This window comes from Pseudoduganella sp. R-43, assembly GCF_049913255.1.
Lineage (GTDB): Bacteria > Pseudomonadota > Gammaproteobacteria > Burkholderiales > Burkholderiaceae_D > Rugamonas.
In genome coordinates this window covers 3,978,428-4,001,439 of sequence record NZ_CP183988.1, presented here as the reverse complement: position 1 = coordinate 4,001,439, position 23,012 = coordinate 3,978,428, and the positions used below count along the sequence as shown (strand labels likewise).

23 protein-coding genes and 1 pseudogene are annotated in these 23,012 nt (G+C 57.2%); 16 read left to right on the top strand and 8 right to left on the bottom strand.

What is annotated here, in order from left to right:
* Window positions 1–258 precede the first annotated feature (258 nt).
* From ACN9M3_RS18100 to infA, 4 genes are all read left to right on the top strand, one after another.
* Window positions 259–1,779 (top strand): nucleoside hydrolase-like domain-containing protein, encoded by a 1,521-nt coding sequence (locus tag ACN9M3_RS18100; RefSeq protein ID WP_426318203.1) that lies wholly within the window; start codon window positions 259–261, stop codon window positions 1,777–1,779.
* A 213-nt stretch (window positions 1,780–1,992) separates the two neighbouring features.
* On the top strand, window positions 1,993–2,199 hold the full coding sequence (locus ACN9M3_RS18095) for a hypothetical protein (RefSeq protein WP_426318202.1): 207 nt from the start codon (window positions 1,993–1,995) through the stop codon (window positions 2,197–2,199).
* A complete protein-coding gene (locus ACN9M3_RS18090) occupies window positions 2,196–2,444 on the top strand; it encodes a DUF86 domain-containing protein (RefSeq protein ID WP_426318201.1) in 249 nt (82 codons plus the stop codon). Before ACN9M3_RS18095 ends, ACN9M3_RS18090 begins: the two co-directional genes overlap by 4 nt.
* A gap of 900 nt (window positions 2,445–3,344) precedes the next feature.
* Window positions 3,345–3,611 (top strand): translation initiation factor IF-1, encoded by a 267-nt coding sequence (gene infA, locus ACN9M3_RS18085; protein ID WP_426161886.1) that lies wholly within the window; start codon window positions 3,345–3,347, stop codon window positions 3,609–3,611.
* 369 nt (window positions 3,612–3,980) lie between these two features.
* Here infA and ACN9M3_RS18080 read toward each other — a convergent pair whose 3' ends face one another.
* Together ACN9M3_RS18080 and ACN9M3_RS18075 are read right to left on the bottom strand one after the other, a co-directional pair.
* The gene (locus ACN9M3_RS18080; RefSeq protein WP_426318200.1) at window positions 3,981–5,888 is read right to left on the bottom strand and encodes a PAS domain S-box protein; all 1,908 of its coding nucleotides are present in this window, start codon (window positions 5,886–5,888) and stop codon (window positions 3,981–3,983) included.
* 416 nt (window positions 5,889–6,304) lie between these two features.
* On the bottom strand, window positions 6,305–6,649 hold the full coding sequence (locus tag ACN9M3_RS18075; RefSeq protein WP_426318199.1) for a hypothetical protein: 345 nt from the start codon (window positions 6,647–6,649) through the stop codon (window positions 6,305–6,307).
* A 377-nt stretch (window positions 6,650–7,026) separates the two neighbouring features.
* Between ACN9M3_RS18075 and ACN9M3_RS18070 the strand changes: the two are divergent.
* The 4 genes and pseudogenes from ACN9M3_RS18070 to ACN9M3_RS18055 all read left to right on the top strand — a co-directional run bounded on the left by ACN9M3_RS18070 (window position 7,027) and on the right by ACN9M3_RS18055 (window position 10,104).
* A pseudogene (locus ACN9M3_RS18070) lies at window positions 7,027–7,661 on the top strand (GGDEF domain-containing protein).
* A 97-nt stretch (window positions 7,662–7,758) separates the two neighbouring features.
* Window positions 7,759–8,091: a hypothetical protein gene (locus ACN9M3_RS18065; RefSeq protein ID WP_426318198.1), complete on the top strand. Its 333-nt coding sequence runs from the start codon at window positions 7,759–7,761 to the stop codon at window positions 8,089–8,091.
* A 204-nt stretch (window positions 8,092–8,295) separates the two neighbouring features.
* Window positions 8,296–8,892: a hypothetical protein gene (locus ACN9M3_RS18060; RefSeq protein WP_426161882.1), complete on the top strand. Its 597-nt coding sequence runs from the start codon at window positions 8,296–8,298 to the stop codon at window positions 8,890–8,892.
* 27 nt (window positions 8,893–8,919) lie between these two features.
* Window positions 8,920–10,104: a DesA family fatty acid desaturase gene (locus ACN9M3_RS18055; RefSeq protein WP_426318197.1), complete on the top strand. Its 1,185-nt coding sequence runs from the start codon at window positions 8,920–8,922 to the stop codon at window positions 10,102–10,104.
* Window positions 10,105–11,543: 1,439 nt separating this feature from the next.
* Here the strand turns inward: ACN9M3_RS18055 and ACN9M3_RS18050 are convergent.
* Window positions 11,544–11,753 (bottom strand): cold-shock protein, encoded by a 210-nt coding sequence (locus ACN9M3_RS18050; RefSeq protein ID WP_426161880.1) that lies wholly within the window; start codon window positions 11,751–11,753, stop codon window positions 11,544–11,546.
* Between the two features lie 277 nt (window positions 11,754–12,030).
* Here ACN9M3_RS18050 and ACN9M3_RS18045 point away from each other — a divergent pair, with 277 nt between their 5' ends.
* Together ACN9M3_RS18045 and ACN9M3_RS18040 are read left to right on the top strand one after the other, a co-directional pair.
* Entirely contained in the window at window positions 12,031–12,453 is a 423-nt protein-coding gene (locus ACN9M3_RS18045; RefSeq protein WP_426161879.1) for a hypothetical protein, read from the top strand.
* An 18-nt stretch (window positions 12,454–12,471) separates the two neighbouring features.
* On the top strand, window positions 12,472–13,122 hold the full coding sequence (locus tag ACN9M3_RS18040) for a hypothetical protein (RefSeq protein ID WP_426318196.1): 651 nt from the start codon (window positions 12,472–12,474) through the stop codon (window positions 13,120–13,122).
* 785 nt (window positions 13,123–13,907) lie between these two features.
* On the opposite strand, the gene ACN9M3_RS18035 is transcribed toward ACN9M3_RS18040, so the two are convergent.
* From ACN9M3_RS18035 to ACN9M3_RS18025, 3 genes are all read right to left on the bottom strand, one after another.
* Window positions 13,908–15,158, bottom strand: a complete 1,251-nt coding sequence (locus ACN9M3_RS18035) for a cation:proton antiporter (RefSeq protein ID WP_426323785.1) — start codon at window positions 15,156–15,158, stop codon at window positions 13,908–13,910.
* A gap of 390 nt (window positions 15,159–15,548) precedes the next feature.
* A complete protein-coding gene (locus tag ACN9M3_RS18030) occupies window positions 15,549–15,857 on the bottom strand; it encodes a transcriptional regulator (protein WP_426161875.1) in 309 nt (102 codons plus the stop codon).
* A gap of 92 nt (window positions 15,858–15,949) precedes the next feature.
* Entirely contained in the window at window positions 15,950–16,219 is a 270-nt protein-coding gene (locus ACN9M3_RS18025; RefSeq protein ID WP_426161874.1) for a hypothetical protein, read from the bottom strand.
* 327 nt (window positions 16,220–16,546) lie between these two features.
* On the opposite strand from ACN9M3_RS18025, the gene ACN9M3_RS18020 reads away from it, so the two are divergent.
* The 3 genes from ACN9M3_RS18020 to ACN9M3_RS18010 are packed head-to-tail and all read left to right on the top strand — an operon-like array spanning window position 16,547 to window position 17,668.
* Window positions 16,547–17,185 carry a hypothetical protein gene (locus tag ACN9M3_RS18020; RefSeq protein WP_426318195.1) on the top strand — a complete coding sequence of 213 codons (639 nt, stop codon included), beginning with the start codon at window positions 16,547–16,549 and terminating at the stop codon, window positions 17,183–17,185.
* Between the two features lie 26 nt (window positions 17,186–17,211).
* Window positions 17,212–17,409 carry a hypothetical protein gene (locus ACN9M3_RS18015; protein ID WP_426161872.1) on the top strand — a complete coding sequence of 66 codons (198 nt, stop codon included), beginning with the start codon at window positions 17,212–17,214 and terminating at the stop codon, window positions 17,407–17,409.
* 4 nt (window positions 17,410–17,413) lie between these two features.
* On the top strand, window positions 17,414–17,668 hold the full coding sequence (locus ACN9M3_RS18010) for a hypothetical protein (protein ID WP_426161871.1): 255 nt from the start codon (window positions 17,414–17,416) through the stop codon (window positions 17,666–17,668).
* On the opposite strand, the gene ACN9M3_RS18005 is transcribed toward ACN9M3_RS18010, so the two are convergent.
* Complete coding sequence (locus ACN9M3_RS18005) at window positions 17,655–17,864, bottom strand: cold-shock protein (protein WP_426318194.1); 210 nt, start codon at window positions 17,862–17,864, stop codon at window positions 17,655–17,657. The genes ACN9M3_RS18010 and ACN9M3_RS18005 overlap by 14 nt on opposite strands.
* 408 nt (window positions 17,865–18,272) lie before the next feature.
* On the opposite strand from ACN9M3_RS18005, the gene ACN9M3_RS18000 reads away from it, so the two are divergent.
* From ACN9M3_RS18000 to ACN9M3_RS17990, 3 genes are all read left to right on the top strand, one after another.
* On the top strand, window positions 18,273–18,521 hold the full coding sequence (locus tag ACN9M3_RS18000; protein ID WP_426318193.1) for a hypothetical protein: 249 nt from the start codon (window positions 18,273–18,275) through the stop codon (window positions 18,519–18,521).
* A gap of 18 nt (window positions 18,522–18,539) precedes the next feature.
* Window positions 18,540–19,613 carry a diguanylate cyclase domain-containing protein gene (locus ACN9M3_RS17995; protein ID WP_426161866.1) on the top strand — a complete coding sequence of 358 codons (1,074 nt, stop codon included), beginning with the start codon at window positions 18,540–18,542 and terminating at the stop codon, window positions 19,611–19,613.
* Window positions 19,614–19,854: 241 nt separating this feature from the next.
* A complete protein-coding gene (locus tag ACN9M3_RS17990) occupies window positions 19,855–20,685 on the top strand; it encodes a hypothetical protein (RefSeq protein WP_426318192.1) in 831 nt (276 codons plus the stop codon).
* Between the two features lie 216 nt (window positions 20,686–20,901).
* On the opposite strand, the gene ACN9M3_RS17985 is transcribed toward ACN9M3_RS17990, so the two are convergent.
* Window positions 20,902–23,004, bottom strand: a complete 2,103-nt coding sequence (locus tag ACN9M3_RS17985; protein WP_426318191.1) for an HlyD family efflux transporter periplasmic adaptor subunit — start codon at window positions 23,002–23,004, stop codon at window positions 20,902–20,904.
* Window positions 23,005–23,012: the final 8 nt, after the last annotated feature.

Here is a 23,012-nt window from a genome sequence, read left to right as displayed (position 1 = left end):
CTCCAATATGACCGCCTTGTGTCGGCCAAGTAGACTTGGCGCGTGTGCGGCATCTGCGGCTTGAACAAACTGCGCCATACGGAAGCGGCTCGCCGGATTGGCTTCACCGTCAGAGCACTCGGCAAACAGAAGTAAATCCCCAAGTCTTTCAACTATCCGCACACTGCAAGCATTTCCAGAAAAATCGCTACCGTCGACTGCGCCGTCCTCTCTATGCTTCAGCTTGGCCGTAGAAAACCTTCTTGGCCGTGTGACAATTTGTCGACGCTCAATTCTTACCACCAGATCTTCGGCGACGCGGTGCGCGCCACCGGCGCCCAATCCAATACAGAGATGATGCGACTACTTCCAATCATGACGATATCGATGGCGTTATTGGCCTGCGTGCCGGCCCTTAGCTTCGCCGAACCGAAACAACGCCTGATTGTTCTCACCGATATCGAGGCCGATCCCGACGACAGCCAGTCGCTCGTGCGCTTGCTTCTGTACGCGAACCAGATCGATATCGAAGGCATCGTCGCCACTACCTCCACGCATCAGAAGTCGCGTGTCGCTCCGGAATCCATCCATGCGATCATCGACGCCTACGGCCGAGTACAACCCCAGCTGTTGAAGCACGAACCGGGTTTTCCGAAACCGGCGAGGCTGAAAGCCGTGGTGCGCTCCGGCCGGCAACTGTACGGTATGCTTGGTGTCGGCGATGGCAAGGACTCGCCGGGATCGGACGCCATTATCAAGGCCCTGGAAAAAAATGACACGCGGCCGCTATGGGTTGCGGTCTGGGGCGGTGCAAATACTCTCGCTCAAGCGTTGTATCGCATTGGCCGCGACAGGACCCCGGAGCAGGCTGCTCACCTGGTAAGTAAATTGCGCGTTTATACGATCTCCGATCAGGACGATTCCGGAATCTGGATGCGCACTCGGTTTCCCGAACTGTTTTATATCGTCAGCCCCGGCGGGTATGGCAATGGCACTTGGACCGGCATGCACACGATCGAGCCGGGCTTCGACAGCACGGAGGTCAGCAACGACTGGATCGCTACGAATATTCAACAGGGGCATGGACCGCTGGGCGCGATCTATCCCGATGTCTCTTTTAGCGTGGAGGGCGATACGCCATCCTTCCTTTCCTTGATCCCAAACGGCCTGAACGCGCCCGAGCATCCGGACTGGGGCGGCTGGGGTGGGCGCTACGAGTTGTACACGCCAGCGTTGGAGACAACCGATCCAAAAGGCTTCACCGGCAATGTACCATTATTGCAAGAGCCCCGTGCCATCTGGACCAACGCCGTGGATACTTACACTCCGATGGTCAACAGCGACTATTTCCGCAGCGTGCGGGCTCACGATAAGGTTTTCACTGGGTACAGAACCACCATCATGCGCTGGCGCAAAGACTTTCAGAACGATTTCGCAGCTCGAATGGATTGGACCACCAAGCCATACAAGGAGGCGAATCATCCGCCGGTCGTCAAGCTCGGTCATAGCGATCGGCTGACCATCAAATCCGGCGAAAACTTCGTGATGAGCGCCGCCGGCAGCTCCGACCCCGATGGAGATAGCTTGAGCTACCTGTGGTTTCAGTACCCGGAAGCTGGCAGCTACAGGGAGCCGATCAAGCTGGGGTATGCGGAAAATCATCATACCGTATCGGGGCAGGCGCCAGTGGTAACCAAGACGGAGACCGCCCACTTCATCGTAAAGGTGGTCGATAAGGGCAGACCAGCGCTGACGCGCTACCGACGCGTCATCGTCACTCTCGTGCCGTCTGCGCCCTGAGCAGGCTGCGCCAGAAGCACGGCTCTGATCTTGCGCACACGGGCGTCGCCATGACGGCCCACGTGGCCCGCCTGCTGGTAGGTCGGCAGGCGGCTTAGACGCGCGGCGATTCAATCTATATGGACGCCTCCCTTTTGCAAGGTATTTCAAGCAATTTAAGACTAGAAAAGTCGCAGTTATCCGGCCTTGTGTGCGGCGTTACCGCTGGCCCTGATGAAATTCGCTGACCCACTCGAAAGCACTGCCAGAGAAATTCAGTGCCGCCGTTTTCGCAAAAGCTGTGCCTGTATGAGCAAGGATGAGCAGCGCTTGATCGACTATCTTGCGCACATGTTGCAGGTGATCGAACGCATCACTCGATACACCGATAATCTGGACGAAGTCGTCTTTTTGCGAAAGAGCTGGTTCAGGATGCCGTGATCCGTAACCTTGAGATCCTGGGCGAGGCTAGCAACAACATCCAAAAACATTATCCGGAGTTCGCAACACGGCATCCCGAGTTGCCGCTGGCGTTCGCTTACGAGATGCGCAACGCAGTTGCCTATGTTTACTTCAAAGTTGGAAGACGATTCACACCGACCTTCCTGTACTGTAGGTTAGGTGCAGAATGTCATTGCAAGTATAGTGAAGTTCAGGGTTTTGATGGCTCGGCGTCAAGGTTTTGATAATGGTATTGTTGATGGTATTGGAGTTTTCGATATCAGAAAAACGGCAATAAATCAGGGCCTTATAAACCTCGATGATATCCGAGTGGGAGTGAATTTCCAAATGGCAATATTAGATTTCCAGCTTAAATGACCAGTAAGGCCCTGTTTTTACAGGGCTTTATTTTTAGGTGCATACGCTTGCCAGAAAAATCGCATGATCGCCCCACAGAATTATCAATGAGCTTTAATTCTGGCCAGTTCCTGTAACGCTGATTCCTCGCTCCTGGATGATTTGCTCCCCATGAACGCAAAGCCGATCACAGTGCCTGCATAACTTCCTCCAAAACACTGCAAACGTACTGCAGGGCCCTACGCCTCGAACTGATGTGCGTTTTTGTACAATTTCTAAGGAAATCAACAGCTTGGGAACGTGCAACCCATTTACCCATGGGACGTGCTTATTCGGGCCGGCTCATGCTTGCCCAGTTCTCCCCTCAGAGAATGTTGAATTGAAGAACTATCGGAACAAGCAGATTAGGTGATTTGGCCAACTTCCTATACACTGACCTCCCACTTCGGTACTTCGTCACCGTCCTGTTTCCTACCTGTCTCGGCCTGGCGGCCATTCCTGTCCGATCCTCGACCACTGGCTCTACTTGAGAATTGGGTTCGCACGTCTACAGCAAGGAGCAGCACATGAGCACACATACAGGCACGATTCATTGGTTTAGCAGGCTAAAGGGCATCGGTCAGATCAGACCGGATGCTGGGGGATGCGATATTGCAGCCGAGATTGGAGACTTTGTTGGAGATCAATCTGCCGGCTTACTCGAGCAAAAGCTCGTTTCGTATGAGCTCACCGAGTCGGCGTGGGGTTCTCGCGCCACCAATATCCACATTGTGCGAAGGTTGTGAGAGATGGCAAAAGAAGACCTTATTGAAATGCCGGGCGTGGTGCACGAGGTGCTTCCTGACAGCCGTTTTCGTGTTGAACTGGAAAATGGGCATCGCCTGATCGCTTATGCGGCAGGGCGTATGAAAAAGAACTTTATTCGCATCCTCGCGGGTGACCGGGTGACGCTTGAGTTGTCGGCGTATGACCTGAGCAAGGGGCGCATCACATTCCGTCACATCGATTCGCCGAAGCGGGCGGCGCCGCGCAATGCATTCCGGCGCAGCCGCTAACCTGGATCACAAAGATAAGCATTCGGAAATGGGCGTCCGTACCATCCAGTTGTCTGTGCGGTCCTCACGTGACCGCATAAACTTTGTGGCGACGCGGTTCGAAAGCCAGTCTGGTAGCAGTGCATTGAGTGCTCGTGGGCAGTTCAAGACAATCAGTATAACGGCACAGGTGTCCGGCCCGCACTATTTGAGAACGGAACTGGACAAGCCCATCATGCATTGCAGCTGACGGGCTTTGACGGGCATTTCCAAAATCCAGTCTCGTCGGAAGTTCCTTTGTGCGCCACAAGCGCTAGCTCAAGCCGGCTTTGCCGTCGAGGCTTCCGGATTAACCGTATCGACAACCAGGGAATATCACGGTCTCACCTTTCATGTGGTGGCGAGCACTTTCAGTTGTCGGGCGACATCCTCGAAGGAAAACGGCTTTTGCAGCAGTGGGAAATTGTCCAATCCGAAGCCGTGCCGCTGCTCGAGCAGGAAGGAATTCATGTACCCGGTTGCGAGGATCACCTTCAGCATAGGTGCCAGTTCGATCGCACTCGACGCCAATTCGAGGCCGTTCATCCCAGGCATCACGACATCGCTGAAGAGAATGCTTATGCCGGGCTCGTGACTCAGCAGGTCCAGGGCCGCTTGGCCGCTATGCGCGGAGAGAGCTAAGTATCCGAGGCTCTCGATGAGCTGAACGGTCATCTCCAGTACCTCAGGCTGATCGTCAACGACCAGGACCTTGATGGGACATGATGTGGATGCGTTCGCGGTTGCGCTTGCTACTATGGGGATGGCAAGCGTGACGATGGTGCCGCGGCCCAGCGAAGAGGCGAGAGTGAGAGTGCCCCCCGACTGTCCCGCGAGTCCGTAAACCTGGCTGAGGCCGAGTCCAGTGCCTTCGCCGAGCGGCTTGGTCGTGTAAAAAGGCTCGATAGCCCGTTGAGCGACCTCTTCACTCATCCCTGTCCCAGTATCTTCTACTCTCAGGAGAATGTCGCACGCGATCCCAGTTCCGGTATCTGGCCGCTTGGCAGGGGTGTCGTCCAGTTCTGTGCTGATCACGATCCTGCCGTTCCCTTGGATGGCATCGCGAGCATTGACGACCAGGTTGAGCACTGCTGCTTTCAGTTGGGCTTCGTCCACCAGGATGTCGGGCAAATGGGGAGCAAGAGACAGATCGAGCGAGATATCGCTGCGGATTGCGCGCCGGAGGACGGGCTCAAAACTTGTCAATACCTGATTGACGTTGACATGCTCCTGCCGAATCGGCTGCTGGCGCGCGAAGGCCAGCAACTGTTGCGTCAATTTGGCGCCGCGCTTTGCGGCGCGCTCCATTGTATCGATCGTACGCTGTTGCGTCTCACGGTTCGATTCGAGTTTTAGCAAGTGCAAACCATTGACGATGACGTTCAGGAGGTTGTTGAAATCATGCGAGACGCCCCCTGTCAGCTTGCCAAGTGCTTCTACCTTTTGGGACTGGAATAGCGCGTCCTTCGCACGCGCAAGTGCATCGTCGGCATACCGTTTCGCAGTGACGTCGCGTGTCACCTTGGCAAACCCTATCAGTTGGCCCATACGGTCCCGCACCGGGTCGATGACGACGTGTGCCCAGAATCGGGTGCCGTCCCGGCGGACGCGCCAGCCTTCGCGTTCAAATCTCCCTTCTCGCTCGGCAGTCTTCAGTGCGATCTCTGGAAGCCCAGCGGCCTTGTCTTCGTTCGTATAGAAACGTGAAAAATGTTGGCCAACGATCTCCTCACTCTCGTAGCCTTTGATGCGCGCGGCGCCGGTGTTCCAGCTGGTGACGATGCCGGAGGGCGAAAGGAGGTAGATGGCGTAGTCAGTTACGCTTTGTACCAGCAGCCGAAATTGCTGTTCGCTCGCATAGAGTGCTTCCTGCGCCCGAACCCGCTCCGTGATGTCCCGTGTGATGACGGTAAAGCCGATCAGCTTTGCCGTTACGTCACGCACTGCATCCACCACGGTATTTGCCCAAAACTGGGTTCCGTCCTTACGGACACACCAGCCTTCGCCTTCGAAACGCTGCTCTGCAGCCACGCGGAGTGCCACCTCAGGAAGTCGCGTAATGCGATCTTCGGCGGTGCAGAACAGCGAGAAATGCTTGCCCAGCACCTCCGTTTCGGCGTATTGCGTCGATTGTTCCGCGCCGACATTCCAGCTGGTAATCTCGCCTTCCGGAGATATCGTATAGATAGCGTAGTCTGCCACCTCTGAGATGAACTGCTCGAACTGATGTGCTGCAAGCCGTTTAACGTGGAAGGTCATGGCAGGGTAGCAAAGATGTGCCCAACAGGTGCTCCAGGGGCGCTGAATGGAGAAGCATTGATCGAGAGTAGCTGGAATGGGGAGGGCGGTCAAACGCAGACGTACGGTGTGGGCTGTCCAGTCACAACAGGAGCTCGGACGCAGTCCGCTCGCGGATACAGGACATGTCTAGCGTCGCTCGTCGAATGCGTCTCGCCATCCGTCCAACACGAAGTCACGGTCCTCGTCGAATCGCGCCAGAACGGTGAGCAAGGCTTATCTCTTCATGGAATGGTATTGCCGATGTCGACGGCAGAATGCACCTATAGCGGGTGATTACGCCGCCCTTCATTAAGTCACCGTGGCCACGTGTGAGAAAGGCTGGCTATTTCGATGCTTGGGCACGAATGCGCTCTTGGTGGGAAGGCTGGAAGCGCTTATCGAAGGTCGAGGTGGTCTGCATCCAAACAAGTAGAGAGGCCCATTGAAGGGGACGGAAAGATGCGATCGATCTTACCCATTGAATCCGAAGCAATATAAGCGTTTCCGGATTCATCCCAAAACGCTTTCTCAAAACCACCAAGTGCGTCATCCCATTCTGGTGCTCTGGCGATACGCCTCTCTTCTCCATCCGAAACAACAAAATAGCTCGTCTCTGGTTGGCAAGGTGCCAGTGATTTGCGATTCACGTGCTGATAAACAAGCACGGTGGTCTGTCCGCCCTCATCAGGCGGATCGATCTGAATTTTTACCACCGAAATTGCGGCAGTCAACACACGCACGTCTGCGTCTCCTTTGTCCTATTTCGAAGATGACATAATGTATTCGGCTGAACTTCTAGCTTAGCGCCGGCTCTCTGATTTGTAAATGCTACAGCGTTGTCGCACCGCGATCATTGTTGGTCCGCAAGGCAGTGGGGAACTGAAGTGGTTAGCTCAGGCATTGCCCGTTGCCTCCAACGACAGCGAGCGCGCCAAGACATGATGCTGTTGCGGATTGCAAAGGCTTTGATGAGTGCCGTAAACGTCGAAGCCGCATTACGATCCATCTATCAGAATTTGTCGTCATTGAATCCTGACGGTGTTTTGTTGATCAGCAATCGAGGGGCGGCGACAGTTGTTACTACCTCGATCCTCCCGGAAAGAAAAAATTCCTGGAAATGAACCATCAGGAATGCCGCAAACTAAGGAAGAAGTTGGAGAAAGTCCCGCTGGACCGGCCCGCGGGCTCTTTTATCCAGCGCGGAGCGTGCACTGTACTCCCGCTTATCGCCGAACTGGCGGGCATTCGGCTCACGACCCTGTGGCATCCGCTGAAGTGTGACGAACTGGTTCATGAACAGCACGAGGCCCATGCGGCGGCAGAATCGCGGCTCGTCGAAGAGTTAAGAATCAGTGAGAGTGAGGCAGTGGTAGCACGTGAAATGGCCGTTCAGGATGAACTGACGGGCCTGCAGAATCGACGCGGTTTTCTCGCCAAATCGGAACAGTGTTTGTTGATCGCCCGCCGCCAGCGTCTTGCCTGCGCCGTCATTTTCGCCGATGTCGATGGACTAAAAAATGTGAATGACCAACTGGCCACGCTGCGGGAGACGACCTGATTCGCGAAGCAGCACGGCTCTTTCGTAGCGCCTTTCGGCAGGCCGACGTGGTGGGACGTGTTGGCGGGGACAAATTTGCCGCATTCACATTCGATAATGCGACCCCGCGCGCAATCACAAGGCGGATACTTGCCCGGATCGCCGAGTTCAATCTGGTGCAACCACGCGACCATGCCTTGTCGCTAACAAGTTAGCCAGGCAAACGCAGTTCGCTCATGGACAGCGAAATCGGTTTCCAATAGTTGTGGAATAGAGCGTAGACTTGGTGTCATGCCGGACTGGAGAGATATCGTGCACAGCAATGAACCAGAAACCGCTTTCCACGGGTTGCCCTTGAGCGCCGAACAAGAAGCCGAAATCCAACACTATATCCATCAGAGGAAAAGGCGCGGGTTGGCCCCGGATGCTGCTGAACTAAGTGCCATGTTGAAGGACATGCTGCATCCTCCGGGCGACGATGACGCGCATGAAACCGGTGCCGAAGGGCCGCACACTGACGCCGAGCGCGCCGCAAACCGGATTGATAGCGGCGGCGATCCCATTGCCGCGCGCGAAGAGCGCAACGCTGCCAGTGAGGCTGAGTTCATGAAGCACCAAGGCACGCAGGGCCACCGAAATGAATAGGTGGTTTCGTACGCTGCGCGTATAGTGGGGTCATGACGCTTCTTTGACCAATGATTGGCGCCGGGCAGCCTTAATTCCCGGGACTAACCAGGATGGCGGTATGGCCTACACCCCTCTCTAAGTCGTGGTTCGCCTGAAACGAGAGCTTGCTCGTCGCGACCTCATTTCACTAATCCTTCACCAACGCGAGCGAAGGAGTGCGCGATGAGATGGCGGGAAGACACCTTGTTCCATGGATGGCGTATCGTCTTGCGATGTACCGAGTTTCGTTGCCAGGATGGCGTGCGCAGGTTCGCGTCGACTGCTATTCTCCGGAACCTCGGCAAACGTTCCGTCGTGTTCCCCGAGGAGGCCTTTGATACGCGAGAGGATGCCAATGTTGCCGCCACTTCGCGCGCCAAGCGCGAAATCATTGCCATGGAAAGCGGCATTGTCGCTGGTGGGGCCGGGGATACGGAATGCGTTGACGGCACGTTGCGCAAGCCATCGGCGGACCAGCTCCTGGCGGAACAGTACGAGATTTCTTTCGACGGGCTCCGGTACACCTTCCGGCAATATCGTTACGATGTCTTTGGCGATGCTTTACGCTACGCCATCGCTGAACATGCCAAAGAGGGGTTCGTACCTGATGATGGCTTTCGGCCGAATTGGAGGAGCGCTTATCGCCCGACAGACGCGGAGGACTTCTTGATGCGTCAGCATCGCATCGTCTTTGCAACAGGGCGCTTTCATTACGGCGGCTATCGGTACGACCAGTTGCGTGATGCGGTCACTTACGCCATCGCACATCCGGGGCTGTAGTTTAGTGAAGTTGAAAGGATCTGCGTGATGGGAGAAACCGTGCAATGGTTGATGGGGGGATTGCTGGCCTGGAGCTGGTGGAAATTGATCCTGGTCGGAATGGCGATGACGCATGCGACGATCGTCGCCGTGACGATCTACCTGCATCGGTGCCAAACGCATCACGCATTGACCTTGCATCCAGTTGTGGCGCACTGCTTTCGTTTCTGGCTATGGCTAACCACGGGGATGGTGACGAGGGAGTGGGTGGCGGTACACCGGTGTCATCATGCGCATTGCGAAACAGCAAGAGATCCGCACAGCCCGTTACAGGAGGGCATTAATGAAGTTTTGTGGCGGGGCGCTGAGCTCTACCGGAAAGCGGCTAGCGCCCCCGGCTTGGTTGGGCGCTATGGGGGAGGTGGTCCGGACGACTGGATGGAACGAAAAATTTACGGGCGTTATACCTGGCAAGGCGTGGGCCTGTTATTGGTGATTGAACTACTTTTGTTTGGAATTCCGGGGCTGACGCTATGGGCGTTCCAAATGATGTGGATTCCGTTTCTGGCCGCAGGGGTGGTCAATGGTCTCGGGCACTATTTCGGCTACCGCAACTTCGAATGCAAAGAGGCCGCGACTAACATCTTGCCGTTTGGGGTACTGATCGGTGGCGAAGAGCTGCACAACAACCACCACACTTTTCCTACCTCGGCAAAGTTCTCCGTCCGCTGGTTCGAAGTGGACGTCGGCTGGGTCTATATCAGGCTGATGGGATTGATGCGTCTCGCAACACTGCGCAAGGCGCCCGTTCCATTGACGCGCTGTGCCGGCCAGTTCGCGCCGACCCTGCGCACGCTGCAATTGGTTCTGGGACATCGCGCGGTCCTGATGCGGGAATTGACTGTGCTCAAACAAGCGGTCTTTCAGGCTGAGCGTCCGCGAATGGCGAACTTGATATCGAGGGCAGACCTACAGCAAGCCAAGGGGTTGTTGCAGCAAGCGCCATGCCGTCTCTCTGGTGCGCAGTGCGGGGATCTCGAACGGGTGTTGACGCATAGTGAACGTCTTCATCGAATGCATATGGCGCAGAAGACGCTTGAAACGCTGTGGGACCGCTCGTCTGAAACGCAAGAGCAACTGTTGGCCCGCCTGCAACGATGGTGCACTGATGCGGAGCGTTGTGGGCCGCGCCCCTTGCAGCGCTTCGCGCGGCAACTGGCCAGTTACGGGTGACGCGATGAGTTCTCTCGATACGTTCACCTACATGCCAAGAGCTGTTGAACGAAGGCGCTCTGGCTGGCGCCATGCTTTATTGTCTGGCGCAAGGAGTCCTTCGGCATTCCAGCCTTGCAAAAAGGCTTCATCCGAAATGCGTTCCGAAGATGGATGGGATCTATGCAAAAGAAACGACGCGTTGACCAAGTTACTGCTCAACAGATGTCCATCGTCCTTCTAACTAGAGTTGCCTTTGGCACAACGGCAGGATTGCGCACGGCTGTGTCATATGGTCTGCGGATGACTCTGATCAAAGCGGTCTTCGTTCGGCCTCTTGTGTGTACGCGCATCCAGCTTGATCAGACGGCGCGCAGAGATCGTCGAAGTTCGGACAGATGAAGACGAACCGAATGAGTTACCGCTTTCTGCTTGAGCCGCGTCTGGCGAGTGAATGTGTTGGCGTCGATCCTGCACAAGTCCCTACCTAAAAGAAATGTAGTGGGTATGTGCGGCGCTTCTATCGAATGCCTATAAATTTGATCGAGCGGGAACTCCAGCATACATTGAAGCCGGCTTATCTCTTCGGGCCGTCCATTGCAAGGCAACTGGTAATCCCCCCAGCTAATGATCGCCGGCATGGAGAGGTGTCTGCAGTAGACGGCTGAAGGTCTTCTCGCCTAAATCTGGTGGCCGCTTTCGCTGATCTGACTGGTGACCACGCACATGACGATCGTCACGGTGACGATATATTTGCACGTTGTTAGACCCATCGTTCCCTCATGCTGCAACCTTTCGTGGCACATTGCTTCCGCTGCTGGCTTGGGTTGACGACGGGGATGATGACGCGGCAATGGGAGGCCGCTTCGGCCCCCCGGAAGCTCTTGACGCGATGCGCAGGACAGTTCGTGCCGACCTTGGAGACTTTGAACCGTCCTTGGCCATCGTGCGCTATACACGCGTGAGCTGACCATCCTGACGCTGGACGTATTTCAGGCTGAACGTAGCGCCTTGGCGAGGCTGGTCCCGCATTCAACTTCAGTCCAGGCGAAGCGACTGTTGCGCCATGCCCCCTTCAGCGCTTTGTCAGGTGTTTGGCGACCTATGGATGAAGAACATGAGCCAAAAGGTTGAAGGTCCAGTTGTCATTTACTACCGTTCGGGCGGGCACTTGGTTTCTCGGTTGGTCTGGGAAATCGCGCTAACTGGTGAAATGAAGTGGACCCGAAATTCGGAAAGCGCGTCTGCCGATAGCAGCGTCAAGTTTGGTACAGCGCTCATGCCGTGTGTGTGCAGCCAGAATAAGGCTTTGGACCACGATCTCCATGGCTTCATGAGGACTCGGCCGGCCGTCTCGTTCCCCAAAACATTCTTGATGCGCTCCATGATCGTCTTGGTATTGAATTCGCCATATGGACATGTGGCTCACCTGTATTGGGAGTCGAAGGATGCGTGGATTGTCAGGAAGGACAGACGTTGGTAGCCTTCTCGCCTTTGGGGCTAGGGCTGCGCTCGAATGAGACGCGCTGGTTCTCGGCGAGCGATTTGAAGCCAGTAGCCTGGATGTCCTGAAAATGGACGAACAGATCTGGTCCTCCTGCGTCCGGGGTGATAAAGCCGAAGCCCTTGGCTTCGTTGAACCATTTAACGATTCCGGTTTGCGTAGTCATGAAATAACCTCAAAAGATGTAGAGTCGGGCCGTTTCCGGCGATACGCGCCAACGAGCAGGGTCAACAAATGAGGGAATCAGACGGGAGTCGCCAACAAAGGCGAGACAGGAGAGAAACCGGCAATTCTTTAGCGGTGCTGAATACGCGGTGAGTCCAGTGTACATGCCTTTCTGACGAACACCTAGCGATTTTCACGGAATTTGTTAGTTCTGGCAGCTGACTGCGTTGCAGGGCCAGGAAAGTAGGCGGCGCATGGCCGTAATAGGAATACACTCGGTGCAGGCCGCAAATCAGGCGAAGCACCTTGATAATGCTGGACTGAAATTTTCTTTCCCTGCGCTGGCCCAGAGTGCCGGTGACGGCGTCGCGATTATGACGCGTGAAGAATCTCTTGCGGCTGGGGAACCGGAAGTCATGAAGCATCAATATGTTCAACATATCGGGCCCGAAATGAACGAACGGCAAAAACGCTCTGACATTGGTACCGCGAAGGCGGTGGCGCGCGGCGTCAACATCGAGTCGGTACGCAACCGGGCGCTGGCACAGAAATACATGGAATACAGGCGCGTTCCCTCGGACGTGATTGCACGAGTGCTCGACAAGCCGTTGCTGCGCCGAGCCCCCAGTACCGATCAACTGGTCTCGGAGGCCATCACTCCGTCCAATGCGCCGCCGACGACAGACGAGGCAGAGGACTAGCATGGAGGGCGATGCCCAATGAGAATGGATCGGATGGAAACGCGGCAGCTCGGGCCGACCCAGTTGCGCATACTGTTGATGCTGGCGCGCGACCTGCTTCAGAACGACGAGGCGCAAGGTTCGTTGGCACTGATCGGCCGCGCGCTGGCGGAGACTGTCCGGTTCGATTCGGCCTTGCTGCTCCTGCGCAGCGACCGGATGGATCTGGTCGAGTTCGACAGCCACGGCATTGCGCGTTCGGCCGGCACAGACCATCCGCTATACCGCGCCGCCGTGCGTATGACGGCCGACGCGGTAGAGGCTGCGAACGCCCAGTCCTATGATGAACAGCAGCTCGAATACAGAGGGACGCGCAGGCTGGTGCTGGCCGTGCCAGCGCACGCCGCTGCGGTGGTGCTCGCAGTCAGCTGGGATCACGACTTGGATACGGCGACGCAGGATGCCTACGAACGCACGCTCTCATACATTTTGCAGTTGGCTGGGGCAGCGCTGGGCAAAATCGAGTCGCAGACTTCACTCGAGCGGCTGCTACGCGAACAACGCCAGGAAATCGCTGACACGTCAGTAAGCCATGCCGAAGAATTGCAGCAAAGGGACGCAGCGGTGAGCGAAATGCGGATGCTGTCGTTGACCGACGTGCTGACAGGTCTGTACAACAGGCCAACCTGAGCGCATTCAACTTGATGCAGGAGCGGCCGTATTGCGTCTCGATCAGTGCCGGCGTCGTGCTGGTCGATTCATCCGCGGACCAGACCCTGTCTTACTATGTCCTCCTGGCAGATGAACAAATGTATGCGCAAAAGCGGAGCCGCCGGCATTGAATCTGGCGCCTCCGGCAAACGGCGCTTCGCCGTCTCTGCATTCTCATTGCGGTACGACGCCTGGGGCCGCCGCACGGCCGAGAATGCCTGGATCGCTCGGTATGAGCGCGGCAATTCACACCAGGCTCATGGTCATTTTCTGCGGGCCGTGTACCACGACAGATCGCTGTTAAGATTTACACTTCAGCGCGGCGGCCGCTGGAGCGATCGGGCCACCATTGAAACCAAGAAGAGGTTCGACCTATAGGGGAGAGGTGCTGCCCAAGTCTATGCCCAGCTAATCCAGCACGGATCGAACGGGTTTGGTGAGTAGGCACCGTTCCAATTCCTGCGCGATGCGCGTCGGCATCGATGGCCGAGGTCCGACGGCATTCAAAGCGCGATCGACAACCGCCTGGGGAACACAGCGGGAGAGCAAGTATCGTTGGGCTTCCGCTAGGCCGATAACAGCGCGCAGCGTCATGCCGTACTGTACAAGCTCGGCCATACGCCAATCCCGCCTCCGCTCTTTTTCAAGTAACGTATTCATCGCAAGCCACCTGTCCTCAAGGGCAGTACGGTACAAAGAGCGGCAGTGGCGAACTCATTCTCGTCAACGCCAATCCCCGTGGGTTCCGCCCTAGTTATAGCATATCATTTTGCGGCTCCGCGGTTACGGGATGCGTACCATTTCAACAGTGGTAGAACAGTGATGCCATGCGCGATGATGGATGTCGTAACCACAGCCAGGGTGCACGTGACGAGCTGTTGAGCGAGCCCATCGTCGATGTTCCTGCGGATGGCGAACATCAGATAATAGATAGACCCGATCCCTCGGATCCCTAACCAGCTCAAGGCTGCCAACTGGTGCGTTGGCACTTTGGAGCCGGCAAATGCAAGCACGACCGACACGGGGCGCACGACAAAGAAGATCGCTGGGATGAGCCACCACAATCCGCTAAATAGGACCATCGAAGGCAGCATGGCGCCGATCATCAATACAATTGCCAGCTCGGCGAGACGCTCCAACTGCTCATTGAAGCTCAGTACTGCCCGGGTCATGACGCCACTGGCATGATGGGAATGGGTTGACGCATTGGTGGGCGAGGCTTCCAAGCCCGCGCTCCGCGTCATCGGCGTCGTCCCGGTGATGGGAAAGTCTCGCGCGCGCCGCAGCGCTAAACCGGCGAAGAAGACCGACAAGAAGCCGGAAGCTAATGCCAACTGTGCCAGGCTGAACGAGACCGCGATGACGCCAAGCGAGAGGAACTCGTCCAATCCGACTGCGCTTTGGTGTCGCGTTCTCAGGTAGATCACAAGTGTGCCGAGCATGCCGCCGACGGCTGCCCCGATCAGCATTCCGCCGGCGGTTGACCAGAGCAGGTCGATAACCCACCAACGCCATCCGGATTCCCCGAGATCATGCAGCTGCATGATACCCAAGCCCAGTAGAACGAAGGGGAATGCCGTGCCATCGTTGAGTGCGCCTTCTCCGGCGAGACTGAAGCGGGTCGGATCGGGCGCCGGTCCTGACTCCGAATGAATCGCCGATGCGAGCACAGGATCCGTAGGTGCCAGAATTGCGCCAAGCAGGATCGCGGCGCCAACAGACAAGCCGAACCCATAGACAGTGATAACAGCGATGAGCGCCACGGTCATTGCCATCGCCGCGAAGGCAAGTCGGAAAGGTGCGAGCCAACGACGGTCCAGCAATGGAAGCTCCAGCTTAAGGCCGACCGAAAAGAGCGAAATGAGCAGGGCGCCTTCCGTCGCCAGTTGCAGAGCCCCGGCATGGCGGATTGGGTCCGGGGTGATAAGCCCCGCCACACCAAGCACGTAGCCAACTGCGAGGTAAATCATGGCTCCGCTCAGCGGGAGACGCCCAAGCAACGTCCCGCCCAACATCATTGCGATGAGCAAGAGGCCTGCAAGGAGGACCCAATATGACGAAGGCATTAGAGTTTGCAACGATGGGATCACCCGGGACCGTCAGTTGTCATGACTGCACATTCGTCCATTGGTGCGGGATTGCTCGAGTCTACCTGCATCGGCGCCAAGGGGCGGCTCCGTTGCGGGCTCGGTGCCGCCGCTTCGCTGCCTGGCGCCAAGAGTGCATTGGCCCATGCTCGATTGCGGGCATTTAGTAGGCCCACTGATACCACGCCGGGAGCAGAGTCAAAGAGGGCTAAAGCGCCGAGCGATGCGTGTCGGCGACCGGCGCGCATCGATGCTGGGCACAATTCTGTACTATGCAGCCAGGTTCGATGGGCAGAATAGGCTGGGGCAGAGCGTACGTTAATGGCTGGTCTTGTGCGGCCAACTTGCCGGATAGCGCACTTGCAAAGAATCCTGTCCAATAAACGCGCCGCTCTTGATGTCATTGCGAAACAGGTCGAGCCACGAGGTGCTGTCACTGATCAGGTATTGTTTGGTCTGTCCGGTCGATTTTCGTCGCACCGTCAATTCACCCTGCAATGCCGGCACTTCATCAGTCTTCGGATCGGTTGTGTCCGTAGCGCTGAGAGAAAAGTCTGCACGAAGTAAGCGACTCCTGCGCAAAATCTTCCGAAACTCGGCAATGTCTTCTGTTTCGAGCAGTTCCATACATCCTCCCAAAGTGATCCTGCCGACGCCATCGCTTGCCATTGACGCGGGTCCCAGTTTCGCGCTGTACTGACGCCGTATGTTGCCGGGAACTAGGCGTCGGACGTAGAGTCTATCTGGTCATCAAGTGACTTCACGCGCATATTTGTGATGTGATTAAACTCAAAGAATGCGATCGCTTGCGCAAACCGATCGGTTTCTGGCAGCGCGCCTGGGTGAAGGTATGCGCGATCCGTATCCCATTGAAGAATGGAGTCCATCAGGTCAGTGCATAGAGGTTCGCTGGGCAGCGCGATGAAGACCAGGCCGGTGCTCCCATCTGAGCGGCAATAGGAGACTTTCCACTGCAGCATGCTCTCCATCGGTTCCTCCCAGCGCCCGAATCCACCATTCCAGTATATCCGGCAATGGCCCGTTTGCACGGCTCGTCTTGGCTGCCGAATTCATTAGGTGAATTTCGTTTGTGGGCGTATATTGGGTAAGCAGGTACCTAGCCAATATCGAGTTTCGTGCCGGTCTTCCTCAGCATTGCTGCCTGACAGCGCAATCGCGTCAAAGCCCATAATCGTCCTGAATTGGTATTGCACATGCGTTTGGCACGCCGTTGGCGTGCAGCGCCGGGAAGGAAGGCTTGCTCGTTGCCGCCACCTTTCCGAGATTGTTCCTGAACGCGAGCGAAGGAGGGCGCCATGCGCCAACACTCAACAACGTGGTTCCAGGGGTGGAATATCCTGCTCAGGTGCGCTGAGTTCAGGTGCCAGGACGGAGCACTGAAGTACGCCTCGACTGCCATACTCAAACATATGCCGCCATCATCGGACTGCACCAGCCTTCAATGGCCGGACAGCATCAGGCGAACGATTATCTTCCCGGACGAGGCGTTCGGATCCCGAGAGGGCGCCAACACCGACGCGATGTTAAAGGCCCGGCGTCAGATCTGCGTAATGAATGGGAGTCGGGATAGTTCAGGTGGGAAGGTCATGGAAGGCCCGCGCGACACAAATATGCAGCAGGAATCGGATGAAAGCCTGGCGGCACAATTTGAGATTTCGTTCGATGGGAGGCGGTATGCATTTCGGCAGCACCATTACGATGTATTTCGGGATGCCTTGCGCTACGCAGTCGCAGAACACGCCAAAGCCGGCTTCTTGCGCGATGATGCGTTCCAACCGAGCTGGGTGGCGGCATATCACCCAACCGACGAAGACGAAAGCATGATGAAACTGCATGGCATCGCCTATATTGAGGGCCACTTCCTGTATGGAGGCTATCGGTATGGCCAACTGTGCGACGCGATCGCGTTTGCTGAGGACCACCCCAACTTGTAGACCCAGGATCGTGAAGGAGCGCCGGTATGAAGAGGTATCTGCAGTGGGTGGCTGAAGGCCGTCTCTCCTTAAGCTGGCGGCAGCTTTCGCTGGCCGGACTGGTGACCGCGTACATGACCGGACCGATCTCTACCGCGATGCGGCAGCCGACCTTTGCCACGCTGGAGCGTTGCGGCCAGCGTCTCCTGCAGCGCTTTTCCAGGCGATTGGTGAGTTCTGGATAGAGACATGAACCTTGCACTGATTCACTCGACCGCGTGCCGGGATTTGCTCAATGACGGCGATCTGGAGGATGCAGTACGCTATTGCACCTCCCAGGGCATTGAACCACCGGCCCCGCCATGCTCCAAGGCAGTCCCCGACTATTTGCGATGCGTGGAGGTGGCCAAGGAAACCTTGTCAGATTATGGCTGGTGGGAAAAGCGGTTGAAGGTCCAGCACACGCGCGAACGGAAGGCAGCGCAGATTGTCAGGAAGGACTGACGTTGGTCGCCTTTTCGCCTTTAGGGCTGGGGCTGCGCTCGAACGAGACGCGCTGGTTCTCGGCGAGCGATTTGAAGCCAGTAGCCTGGATGTCCTGAAAATGGACGAACAGATCTGGTCCTCCTGCGTCTGGGGTGATAAAGCCGAAGCCCTTGGCTTCGTTGAACCATTTAACGATTCCGGTTTGGGTAGTCATCAAATAACCTCAAAAGATGTAGAGTCGGGCCGTTTCCGGCGATACGCGCCAACGAGCAGGGGCAACAGATGAGGGAATCAGACGGGAGTCGCCAAGATAGGCGAGACAGGAGAGAAACCGGCAATTCTTTAGCGGTGCTGAATACGCGGTGAATCCAATATACAGGTCTTTCAGACGAACACCTAGCGATTTTCACGGAACGTGTCAGCTCTGCCGGTTGATGAGTTGATTGGCCAATACGAGGCGGCGGTGCCACTCAGCAAACAACACTTGAAGGACCAGGAAAGTGGGCGGCGCATGGGCCGGAATAGGAATACACTCAGTGCAGGCCGCAAAAGCGAAGAACGCCTTGTGGCTGGGGAACCGGAAGTCATGAAGCATCAACATGTTTAGCATATCGGGACCGAGATGAACGAACGGCAAAGGCGCTCTGACATTGGTACCGCGAAGGCGGTGGCGCGCGGCATCAACATCGAGTCGGTGCGCAACCGGGCGCTGGCACAGAAGTACATGGAATACAGGCGCGTTCCCTCGGACGTGATTGCACGAGTGCTCGACAAGCCGTTGTTGCGCCGAGCCCCCAGTACCGATCAACTAGTCTCGGAGGCTATTACTCCGTCCGATGCGCCGCCGACGACAGACGAGGTGGAGGACTAGCATGGAGGGCGATGCCCAATGAGAAAGGATCGGGTGGAAACGCGGCAGCTCGGACCAGCCCAGTTGCGCATGTTGTTGACCCTGGCGCGCGACCTGCTTCAGACCGACGAGGCGCAAGGTTCGTTGGCACTGATCGGCCGCGCGCTGGCGGAGACTGTCCGGTTCGATTCGGCCTTGCTGCTCCTGCGCAGCGACCGGACGGAACTGGTCGAATTCGACAGCCACGGCATTGCGCGTTCGGCCGGCACAGACCATCCGCTATACCGCGCCGCCGTGCGTATGACCGCCGACGCGGTAGAGGCTGCGAACGCCCAGTCCTATGATGAACAGCAGCTCGAATACAGAGGGCCGCGCAGGCTGGTGCTGGCCGTGCCAGCGCACGCCGCTGCGGTGGTCCTCGCAGTCAGTTGGGATCACGACTTGGATACGGCGACGCAGGACGCCTACGAACGCACGCTCTCATACATTTTGCAGTTGGCTGGGGCAGCGCTGGGCAAAATCGAGTCGCAGACTTCACTCGAGCGGCTGCTACGCGAACAACGCCAGGAAATCGCTGACACGTCAGTAAGCCATGCGGAAGAATTGCAGCAAAGGGACGCAGCGGTGAGCGAAATGCGGATGCTGTCGTTGACCGACGTGCTGACAGGTCTGTACAACAGGCGCGGCTTCTTCCTGCAGGCCGAACAGATCTATAAGCTTGCGCGCCGCAAGCGTACGAAGAGTGCCGTGATCTTCGCAGATATCGATGGCCTGAAGCGTGTAAACGATCAACTGGGGCATGAGGCCGGAGATGCCATGATCAAGGACGCCGCGCTTGTGTTCCGCCAGTCGTTTCGCCATGCCGATGTTGTTGCACGCCTCGGCGGCGACGAATTTGTTGCATATACCCTGGACGACGAGCAGCCAGGGGTCATCCTGGCGCGTATCGAGGCTAACCTGAGTGCATTCAACTTGATGCAGGAGCGGCCGTATTGCGTCTCGATCAGTGCCGGCGTCGTGCTGGTCGATTCATCTGCGAACCAGACCCTGTCGTACTACGTCCTCCTGGCAGACGAACAAATGTATGCGCAAAAGCGGAGCCGTCTGCATTGAATCAGGCGCCTCCGACAGACGACGCTTCGCCGTCGCTGCATCCTCGTCGAGGTTTCCCGTCAGGCTGCATAGCGCAGCACCCGGTTAAAAAAACACCGCCAAGCCCCTGATTCTTCAGGGGCTTTTTCTATTTGCCGATGGTGAGAACGCGATGCAAGGTAAGGATCGGCGCTTGAGCTAATATTGCTTTACCAACAGTCACATGGCACCATAGGCCGTTTTGCATCAACACTAGCGCCTCATGGCATATATTGTCGTCCTCCTCATCGCGATCCTGAACTGCGTCGTTCTGTTCTTCTTTTCGTTCCTAGCCGCCGGCGACGGCAGTGCAAAGGGAATGTTCCAGGTGTGGATCTTCGGCTTTTCGTGGATTGCTCTCTCTTCGTTGGGTTCGCTTGTACTTTGCGCTGAGGGGAAACGGTCGACCGCCATCGGCACTGCTTGCCTAACACTGCCTGTGGGCTATATCGTCGCGTTGGCGAGCATACCCGTCGTCATCGCTTTCAACTCGTTTAAACCCAACTCACCTAAGCTCGAAGCCGTATGCAAAGACGTGGGGCCGCGCTTCATTGCCAAACCGGCATCGACTGTGGAGTCGCTCGCATATGATTGGGAACCTGCCACGTATCCACCCCGGATCAACTATTTCACCTTGGATGCTCGGGGTACTGCTCAGAATTTGCGAAGCGACCCTCCGAGATTTCCTAGGTCGATTAAGTTCACGGAGGTCCGGTGCTGTCAGCTTGAAGGTGCCGCAACGAACGGGATTCATCCGTTCATTCGCCGCCAGAATGATGGAGACAACTCTGCATCTTACTTCGGTGTTCCAGAGTCGACCGCCGATGTACTGGTGAAATACAAGGTATCTCGGATCGATCCCAAGGACACCAAAAGTAATCTCGAGTCCGTCGACATAACCGTCTGGGATCGCCGCGACGGACTGTTACTTGCGACGATGCGCTACTTTCTTGATCAACAAACTCATAGCGGTTGCGGCACAACGTCTGAAGGCGTAATGGATGAACAGGCGTTCGTGCTCAAAGCCATTGGTATTTCGGACGGGTTAAGGTAATCGGCTTAGGGCGCACGGTGGTGACCGCGTTAGTCTTTGCGGCGGTTTGGCCGAGCCTCGCGGCGCCCAATGCCTGCGGGGGAGGCGTCTGAACGTACAGGCGCGTCACTATTATTCAAATTGCTCGACCAAGGTTTCGTCACTTTATGGACGCCATTTGATCAAGCGGTCAGCGTCACAGTTGGCCGATTGGTCAGTATGGACGGCGACGCTCAATTAAAAGCCCGCTTCGCGCCAAGCGACGGAGGTTGCGGTGCGCAGGAAGCGCAACGCAGGCGCCTCCCATTGCCCGGCAATGGCGACATGGCCGCGCCATTCCGGATTCGTCGGAGGCAGTTCAGCATCCGCCACGAGCAGCACGCGGTACACAGCATGTTCAGGATACAGCGCGCCAGCCTTCTCCCGCACCAGCACGTCGCCACCAAACGTTGCAGCTAACTCAGGCTCGCCCAAGGTACGGCTGGCATCGCGGTCGATGCTCGACACGCTCAGCTGCACCACGGGCCCGGACATGCCGTCGGCAATGAACAGCGCACGATCTCCTTTGGCGATACGTCGCACGGCCTCTTCGTCGATATAGGTGACAACTTGCCAACGCCCTGGCGTAATCAGCGATCCCAGGTATTCCTGGCCCTTCAGCCAGTCGCCAGGGCGCAGGTCAGGGTCGATATCGACCAGCACGCCGGCATTCGGCGCCACTGGACGGTAGCGCTGCAGGTCCGAGTCCACAGTCGCGCTTTCTGCATTGGCATAAACCAGCTGGTCATGCAGAACCTGCCAGTCCTTGCGGCTTGCCGTGTCCAGGCCGGCTGCTGCTGACTGCCAGGCCAGCGCATCCTGGTGCGCAGTGGTTTCACCTTCGCGAAGCGCCAGTTCTGGCGTAGACAGGCGTAGCAGCGGCATGCCTGCTGCTACTTGCTGGCCATTCTTTACCGGCAGCGCCTCGAGGACTGCATTACCCGGTGCATACAGCGCCAGGCGCTGGCTGGGTTGCAGCAGCCCTGAACTCAGCACGCGATTGGGCCACGGTACCAGGAACAGGCCCGCCAAGAACAGGAAAACGACGGCACTGCGTTTGGCGCGGCGGCTATGGCGAAGGACGCTCCAGCGCGTGCGCCACGCTTGCAGCTCGCGCCACACTGGCAATGCGACGAACCAGCTGATCTCCACCATGAACAGAAGGATGCCCACGGCCTTGATGAAGAAGTGGTAGACAAGCGCGGCAATCCCGAGGAATACGACCAAGCGATAAATCCACACCATCCAGGCAAATAGAATCAGCCCTTTCTGCAAACGCGGCGGAAAAGGTTCGGGAACTGGGTCGCCCAGCGCGAACAGGCGCTCGCGCAGATCCCAGCGTGCCAGTGCAAACGCTCGGTTGTGCAGGTTGGGCATGCCAAGATAATCCGACAGCAGGAAGTAGCCGTCAAAACGCATGAACGGGCTGGCGTTGATCACCACGGTCGAAATCCAGGTGGTAGTGGAGAGCAGGAAGGCGAGCTGTTTCGGTGCTCCGTCCGGCAACCACACCCATGCCAGCGTGGCCCATGCGGCGATCATCAGTTCTGTCACGATACCGGCACCTGCGACCGCCAGGCGCTGTTCACGGCGCGGCAGTTTCCATACTTCGTTGGTATCGGTGTAGGCCACAGGCCACATGACCAGGAAGGCGATGCCCATCGCTGGTACGCGACAGCCGTAACGCTTGGCCGTCAGTGCGTGTCCGAATTCGTGGCAGATCTTTGCGAAGATGACGGCGCAGCCGTACAGAAGCGCACCTTGCCAGCTCAGGGTGTCCATCAGCGTTGCGGTAAAACGGTCCCACTCGCGGTAGGCACCGGCCAGTCCGAACACGCCCGCGGCCAGCGTCAGCCAGAGGAATAGCGGCGAGAACAGAAAGGTCAGTTGCGGTGTGAGCCTGCCAAGCCAGCGATCCGGCTTCAGCAGCGGGATGCGGAAGAACAGATAGTTATGCAGCAGCCATTCGTACCAGCTGCCGCGCTGGCGGTCGCGCATGGCGGCCAGTTCCGCAGCAGCGCCAAGCGCTGGTTGCAGGAGTTGCTGATTTGCGAGGAAGGCCTGCAATCGTTCGAGATCTCCTGCTTCCAGCTGCAAGGTGGTATCGCGGTTGACCTGTGCAAGCAAGGCTTGCGGCTCGTGCAGGCCCCAGCGGTTCAGCATTTCAAAGCTGGGCCAGTCCAGTTGGAAGAACAGATTGCGCACCGGGTCGTGCAGCGTCCAGCTGGGCTGGCCGTCGGCCAGGCGCGGCCCGACTGAGATCGATAGTTCCTGGCGCAGCAGGGGAAGGCGTGATGACATGGGGCGCC

Bases quoted from the DNA above. Each gene is read 5' to 3' on its own strand.
- ACN9M3_RS18095 (WP_426318202.1), top strand. From the start codon at position 1,993: ATGAAATTCGCTGACCCACTCGAAAGCACTGCCAGAGAAATTCAGTGC.
- infA (WP_426161886.1), top strand. From the start codon at position 3,345: ATGGCAAAAGAAGACCTTATTGAAATGCCGGGCGTGGTGCACGAGGTG.
- ACN9M3_RS18080 (WP_426318200.1), bottom strand. From the start codon at position 5,888: ATGACCTTCCACGTTAAACGGCTTGCAGCACATCAGTTCGAGCAGTTC.
- ACN9M3_RS18060 (WP_426161882.1), top strand. From the start codon at position 8,296: ATGAGATGGCGGGAAGACACCTTGTTCCATGGATGGCGTATCGTCTTG.
- ACN9M3_RS18055 (WP_426318197.1), top strand. From the start codon at position 8,920: ATGGGAGAAACCGTGCAATGGTTGATGGGGGGATTGCTGGCCTGGAGC.
- ACN9M3_RS18050 (WP_426161880.1), bottom strand. From the start codon at position 11,753: ATGACTACGCAAACCGGAATCGTTAAATGGTTCAACGAAGCCAAGGGC.
- ACN9M3_RS18040 (WP_426318196.1), top strand. From the start codon at position 12,472: ATGAGAATGGATCGGATGGAAACGCGGCAGCTCGGGCCGACCCAGTTG.
- ACN9M3_RS18035 (WP_426323785.1), bottom strand. From the start codon at position 15,158: ATGTTGGGCGGGACGTTGCTTGGGCGTCTCCCGCTGAGCGGAGCCATG.
- ACN9M3_RS18030 (WP_426161875.1), bottom strand. From the start codon at position 15,857: ATGGAACTGCTCGAAACAGAAGACATTGCCGAGTTTCGGAAGATTTTG.
- ACN9M3_RS18025 (WP_426161874.1), bottom strand. From the start codon at position 16,219: ATGGAGAGCATGCTGCAGTGGAAAGTCTCCTATTGCCGCTCAGATGGG.
- ACN9M3_RS18020 (WP_426318195.1), top strand. From the start codon at position 16,547: ATGCGCCAACACTCAACAACGTGGTTCCAGGGGTGGAATATCCTGCTC.
- ACN9M3_RS18015 (WP_426161872.1), top strand. From the start codon at position 17,212: ATGAAGAGGTATCTGCAGTGGGTGGCTGAAGGCCGTCTCTCCTTAAGC.
- ACN9M3_RS18010 (WP_426161871.1), top strand. From the start codon at position 17,414: ATGAACCTTGCACTGATTCACTCGACCGCGTGCCGGGATTTGCTCAAT.
- ACN9M3_RS18005 (WP_426318194.1), bottom strand. From the start codon at position 17,864: ATGACTACCCAAACCGGAATCGTTAAATGGTTCAACGAAGCCAAGGGC.
- ACN9M3_RS18000 (WP_426318193.1), top strand. From the start codon at position 18,273: ATGAACGAACGGCAAAGGCGCTCTGACATTGGTACCGCGAAGGCGGTG.
- ACN9M3_RS17995 (WP_426161866.1), top strand. From the start codon at position 18,540: ATGAGAAAGGATCGGGTGGAAACGCGGCAGCTCGGACCAGCCCAGTTG.
- ACN9M3_RS17990 (WP_426318192.1), top strand. From the start codon at position 19,855: ATGGCATATATTGTCGTCCTCCTCATCGCGATCCTGAACTGCGTCGTT.
- ACN9M3_RS17985 (WP_426318191.1), bottom strand. From the start codon at position 23,004: ATGTCATCACGCCTTCCCCTGCTGCGCCAGGAACTATCGATCTCAGTC.